This is a genomic window from Aeromonas media (assembly GCF_000819985.1).
Taxonomy (GTDB): Bacteria; Pseudomonadota; Gammaproteobacteria; order Enterobacterales; family Aeromonadaceae; genus Aeromonas; species Aeromonas media.
In genome coordinates this window covers 16,238-19,822 of the sequence record NZ_CDBZ01000153.1, presented here as the reverse complement: position 1 = coordinate 19,822, position 3,585 = coordinate 16,238, and the positions used below count along the sequence as shown (strand labels likewise).

The following is a 3,585-nucleotide window of genomic DNA, read 5'->3' as shown; positions in this document are numbered from 1 at the left end:
CAAAGTGCGATCCCGCCCTGTGCTCAAGGGCGCTTTGATCGGCGCCTAAGCTCACCTGCAGGTTGCCGTCCATGCCGGCGCCGGTATGGAGGGAGCCGCTGGCGCTGACGGGTCCCTTGGCCAAGTCGGCCTCGGACAGGGTCAGCACGTCGCTCTGCCCGATGAGGGGAGCCCCGTCGATCACCCGGTTGCCCGCGAGATCCGTCACCTCGGCGCGCACCTCGTAAGGGCCTTCGATGCCGGAGAGATCCAGGCCGCTGAGTTGCCAGCGACCGTCGCTGCCCACCAGGGCGCTGCCGCTATGGAGGGTCTGGCCACTCTGGTCGATGAGGGTGATGGTGACGCGCTGGCCCGCCTCCACCTCGCTGGTGCTGCCGCTCAGGGTCACGTTGTCACGACCCAGGATGCTGCTGGTGTCGAGATCATCGATGTCGATGGCGGCCCGGGTGTCGACGGTGACGGTCAGGGTGTCGCTGGCCCGGTTGCCGGCCGCGTCCTGGGTATCGGCCTGGATACTGAGCGGGCCATCCACCAGCTTGCCGGTGACGTCGCCGAAGTTGGCCTCCCAGACGAAGCCCGGCAGCACCACTGTGGTGGTGGTGAGGCGGTTGCCCTCCTGATCAAGCAGGGTGACGGTCACCGTCTGGCCTACCTCGACGTCCTCGACGACGCCGCGAATGATGACGCCGGTCGCCTCGTCGCCGTTGATGATGTTGTCGGCGGTCTGGGGCTCGGTGATGGTGATGGCCGCCAGCAGATCCTGATCTTCCGAATAGAGCAGTTCGTCCCCTGGCAGGGCTCCCTGATGATCGGTATCAAAGCCAGCCTCCGCCAGGGTCGCATCATTGATGCGATCCACCACCACGAAGCCGCCGGCGCTGGAGCCGACCACACCACCCGCAGTGCCGGCGGCCGCGTCACCGGCCGCGGTCTCCTCAAACAACTCGGTCGGGTCGGCACCCTGACGGATGGCCTCCTGCAGAGTGGCCAGCTCGGGATTCATGGCCCCGGCAGGACCCACTCCCCCCTGTTCGGGTTGGCTGGCATCGGGGGCCTCACCGGCAGGTTCAGCCAGCTCGAATCGCCCGTCGGATTCGGTGAGCAGGCGCATCCCCGGTTCCAGTTGCATGCCAGGGGTGGCACGGCGCAAGGTGCCGTCGGCATCCATCACAAACACGGCGCCCTCCACCTGGGTAACAAGAGTCGGTTTCTCGATTCGCAGCTCGGCCATATATCCTCCAACGGGTAAACACAGGCTTTCCCAGAGATGAAGCGTAAGGAAAACCACCGTGACAGGCGGACATTTTACCGCCATCCCACCCATGCAACCCTTCGCCATTTTCGAAAATATCGAAAGTAAATGCCGCAAAACATCCTATTTAATTCAATTAAACGCTGCAAACCACGGAGGGAATCGAGATATAACGCTTTTTTCACGCCTCAGATGACAAACATGGCTCTTCTTCTCCCCGTTCATACGACAGCTTCTGACAGGCATCCATCCGTTCAGGGTTTACCACTATTTCACCAGGCGAACGTCAGACCCCCATCCCCATCACGAAAAAAGAATATATATTCATTTCTACTTGAAGCCTCTCCGCACCATAGGGGCTGACCCCCTACTCGTCCTCACCCAGACACTCCTCTTCCACCCCGAGATGCTGGTTCGTCGCAGTGCGTCATCAAAGGACAAGGATGGGGATAACCGCTAGATTGGGCTCAATAATTCAACCTGGATCTCACTTTTTGCATTAGCCGTCCATGCCAATTGATCTAGCGCAACTCCCGGGGGGATAAATGATTATCCATTTTACCCATTTGGTATTATCTCCACGAGCAAGTGCATAAAAATCATTTTATATGCAGTCATAACAATTAATCAGCCTGCCATGCCCATCGACAATGGGCACAGATGTCCACGCACCAAGATGGAACGGTCAGGCTCGGCATGGACAATTTATCTGGGAGTGATGACCGTGGGTTCACACAACAAGCCATTTCGGCCGGGTCTGGCCGCCCTGCTGCTGACTGCCCTGCTGGGCGCCAGCATGCTGGCGCAGGCAGACGAGACAGCCCCCAAAGGCAAGATCGAGGCGCGCAGCGAGCTGTTCGCCAAGGATCACGCCGATCAGTTCAGCAGCTGGAAAGGCACCAGCGAGAGCCGTGAGCGCACCGACGCCCTGGCGGACGATCCGCAGATGGTGGTGCTCTGGGCCGGCTACCCCTTCTCCAAGGATTACAACAAGCCGCGTGGCCACTTCTATGCGTTGACCGACGTGCGGGAAACCCTGCGCACCGGCGCCCCCAAGACCGCCGAAGACGGTCCGCTGCCCATGGCCTGTTGGAGCTGCAAAGGCCCGGACGTGGCCCGCGTCATCGACGAGAAGGGTGAGGATGGCTACTTCAAGGGGATGTGGGCAAAAGGCGGACCTGAGATCGTCAACACCATCGGCTGCGCCGACTGCCACGACACCGCCTCGAAAGAGTTCAAGGAAGGCAAGCCTGCCCTGCACCTCTCCCGTCCCTATGCCGACCGCGCCATGACCGCCATCGGCAAACCATTCAAGGAGCAGGGACGCTTCGATCAGCAGTCCCAGGTGTGCGGCCAGTGCCACGTGGAGTACTACTTCAGCGGCCCCACCAAGGCAGTGAAATTCCCCTGGGACAAGGGCACCACGGTTGAGCAGATGGAGCAGTATTACGATGAAATAGGCTTTGCCGACTGGACCCATGCCCTCTCCAGGACCCCCATGCTCAAAGCCCAGCACCCCGAATACGAGACCTGGCGCGCCGGCATTCACGGCCAGAACAACGTCGCCTGCGTCGACTGCCACATGCCCAAGGTGCAGAACGAGCAGGGCAAGGTCTACACGGATCACAAGGTGGGCAACCCCTTCGATCGCTTCGATCAGACCTGCCGCAACTGCCACACCCAGAGCAAGGAGATGCTGCAAGGCATAGTCCAGCAGCGCAAGGATGCGGTGACCGAGATCAAGCTCAAAGTCGAGAAACAGCTGGTGCACGCCCACTTTGAAGCCAAGGCCGCCTGGGATGCCGGTGCCACCGAAGCCGAGATGAAGGACATTCAGCAGGACATCCGTCACGCTCAATGGCGCTGGGACTTCTCCATCGCCTCCCACGGGGTACAGATGCACGCCCCGGAAGTGGCGCTGCGCATGCTGGGCACAGCCCTGGACAAGGCCGCCGATGCCCGCACCAAGCTGGCACGCCTCTTGGCCGCCAAGGGGATCAGCAACGAGATCGCCATTCCTGACATCTCCAGCAAGGAGAAGGCCCAGGCCGCCCTTGGCATGGACATGAAACAGATGAATGCCGACAAGGCCCAGTTCCTCAAGACCACAGTCCCCGCCTGGGATGCCGAGGCCAAAGCGGCCGGACGGCTCGCACAATGACGAGATTTGCGGGCCCGCCGAGTCGGGCCCGCAATCGGATGGAGGCTTCCTATGGGTGATTTAACGATGGATTTCTTACGACTTATGCTGATGGCAGCCATGCTGCTGACCAGCCTGCAGGGCCAGGCCGCCGATGCGGCGAATGCCCCTGCGGCCCTCCCTGCCACACCTG

At 61.1% G+C, this 3,585-nt stretch carries 2 protein-coding genes and 1 pseudogene; 2 read left to right on the top strand and 1 reads right to left on the bottom strand.

What is annotated here, in order from left to right; genetic code table 11:
* Positions 1–1,231, bottom strand: a 1,231-nt coding sequence (locus tag BN1127_RS13155; RefSeq protein WP_042649775.1) for a retention module-containing protein, incomplete at its 3' end; no start/stop codon positions are given.
* Positions 1,232–1,970: 739 nt separating this feature from the next.
* Here BN1127_RS13155 and nrfA point away from each other — a divergent pair.
* Entirely contained in the window at positions 1,971–3,413 is a 1,443-nt protein-coding gene (gene nrfA / locus BN1127_RS13150; RefSeq protein ID WP_042649774.1) for an ammonia-forming nitrite reductase cytochrome c552 subunit, read from the top strand.
* A gap of 51 nt (positions 3,414–3,464) precedes the next feature.
* Positions 3,465–3,585: pseudogene (locus tag BN1127_RS22815) on the top strand (cytochrome c nitrite reductase pentaheme subunit); the annotation flags it as partial.

Bases quoted from the DNA above. Each gene is read 5' to 3' on its own strand.
- nrfA (WP_042649774.1), top strand. From the start codon at position 1,971: ATGACCGTGGGTTCACACAACAAGCCATTTCGGCCGGGTCTGGCCGCC.